At 75.2% G+C, this 2028-nt stretch carries 2 protein-coding genes and 1 pseudogene; 1 reads left to right on the top strand and 2 read right to left on the bottom strand.

The window, feature by feature from the left end; all coding sequences use genetic code 11:
• Window positions 1-99: pseudogene (locus tag ACSNN9_RS28350) on the bottom strand (tRNA pseudouridine(38-40) synthase TruA); the annotation flags it as partial.
• 15 nt (window positions 100-114) lie between these two features.
• Here ACSNN9_RS28350 and ACSNN9_RS28355 point away from each other — a divergent pair.
• Window positions 115-1167 carry a P1 family peptidase gene (locus tag ACSNN9_RS28355; RefSeq protein ID WP_436676372.1) on the top strand — a complete coding sequence of 351 codons (1053 nt, stop codon included), beginning with the start codon at window positions 115-117 and terminating at the stop codon, window positions 1165-1167.
• 69 nt (window positions 1168-1236) lie between these two features.
• On the opposite strand, the gene ACSNN9_RS28360 is transcribed toward ACSNN9_RS28355, so the two are convergent.
• Window positions 1237-2028: hypothetical protein (locus tag ACSNN9_RS28360; protein WP_436676373.1), on the bottom strand; the 792-nt coding region annotated here is incomplete at its 5' end.

A 2028-nucleotide genomic window follows, 5' to 3' on the forward strand; every position in this document is an offset into this window, starting at 1 on the left:
CATCGCGCCGACGAGGCTGCGCACCATCGCCTGGCAGAACGCGTCGGCCTGCACGGTGGCCACGAGGATCCCGTCCGCCGCAGAGCATCGTCGACCGTCAGGGGAGTGGAAGCCGTGCAGGAACCTCGCCGTGGCCGGGACCTCGGCATCGTCGTCGGGGCGCTGCCGACGGGACCGCTGAACGCCGTCACCGACGTGCCCGGCGTACGGGTGGGCCACACCACGCTGGTCGACGGGGACAGCATCCGGAGCGGGGTGACGGCGATCGTCCCGGACCAGCTGACCGACCGCCGGTCGCTGCCGGCGGGGCTGTTCGTGGGCAACGGGCACGGCAAGATGGTCGGTTCGACCCAGGTGGCCGAGCTGGGCGAGATCGAGACGCCCGTGGTGCTGACCGCGACGCTGTCGACGTTCCGGGCGGCGGACGCGCTGGTCACCTACATGCTCCGCCAGCCGGGCCGGGAGGCGGTCGAGTCGCTGAACCCGGTGGTGGCGGAGACCAATGACGGGTTCCTGTCCGACATCCGGGCGCGGCCGGTGCGGGCGGAGCACGTCCTCGGCGCGCTGGCGGAGGCCCGCGGCGGACTGCCCGCGGAGGGCGCGGTCGGCGCCGGTACGGGCACCGCGGCCCTCGGCTTCAAGGCCGGCATCGGGACGTCCTCGCGGCTCGCCACGACGTCGCGCGGCACGGTCACCGTCGGTGTGCTGGTGCAGGCCAACTTCTCGGGGGTGCTGCGGGTGTCCGGGGTGCCGATCCGGCCCGGGCAGGTGGGCGTGCCGACCCCGCCGCCCCCGGGCCGGCCCGCGCAGCCGGGGAACTCCTGCGTGATCGTGGTCGCCACGGACGGGCGGCTCGACGCGCGGCAGTTGGGTCGCGTCGCCCGTCGGGCCATCTTCGCCATGGCACTGGTCGGTTCGGACTTCGCCGGCGGCAGCGGCGACTACGCCCTGGCGTTCTCCACCGCCGACACCCGGACACCGACGGCGCCGGAGTCCGACCTGGAGCCGGTCTTCGCGGCGGTGCTGGAGGCCGTGGAGGAGGCGCTGCTGAACTCGCTGTTCATGGCGCGCACCACCGTCGGCGTCGAGGGGCGGGTCAGATACGCGGTCCCGCACGACCGGATGCTCGACCTGCTACGGGAGCACCGGGTCGAACTCCGGGCGTGAGAGGCCGGTGGCGACACGCGGAACGGGCGCGCGGCCGTGGCCCACGCACCCGTTCCCATCGCGATCCGGTCACTCGCCCCCGTCCTGGGTGCCGGTGTCGCCCGCGCCCTCGTCGGTCGGCTGGCCGGCCGTACCGCCGTCCGCCCGGCGCTCCAGCACGCCCCGGTTGAGGTGCAGCTCGATCATGTCGAAGAGGATCTCCCGGGCCTTCGTGTCGCCGGACCTGATGGTCTCGCCGTCACTGCGGACGACCACCGCGAACGCGAGGTAGTGGCCGCGCACCTGCCAGCCGACTCGGGCCGGCGCGGTGGCGATCGCCGCGCTGTCCGCGTCGGCCGCCATGCCCCGGAACCGGCCCTCCCGCTCGTCGAGCAGCAGCCGGATCCGGTCCCGCGCGCGCTCGGCGTTGGCCCGGTCGGTCAGGTTGAACAACCCGGTGGTGACGAGGTGGTCGCCGTCGGGCGTCTGCAGCGTGGCCCGGACCACCTGGGTGCAGCCGAGGCGGACCAGCAGGTCGGCGACCTCACCGGTGGCGGCCACCGCGCAGCTGGCGCTGGACTGGCTCTTCAACACCCGGTAGGCGGGCTCCCCGTCGGCGACGACGAGCTGCTTGCCGGGAAAGAGCTCCTTGGCGGTCAGCGGCGCCTGGTCGGTCTCCCGGGAGTCGAGGGCCTGCGCCTCGACCTCGGCGGACTCGGGCTGGGCGGTGGGGGCGGCCTGCGGGGTCCTGTCGCGCTCGGCCAGCAGGGCGGCGGCGCCGAGGCCGCAGAGCGCGAGCAGCGCGAGGACGGCCGCGCCGCCGACCACGACCTGCCACAGCCGACCGCCGCCACCGCGCGGCGACCGCCCGGCCGGCGGGGG

Origin of the sequence: Micromonospora sp. URMC 107, assembly GCF_051386315.1 — a bacterium.
Lineage (GTDB): Bacteria > Actinomycetota > Actinomycetes > Mycobacteriales > Micromonosporaceae > Micromonospora.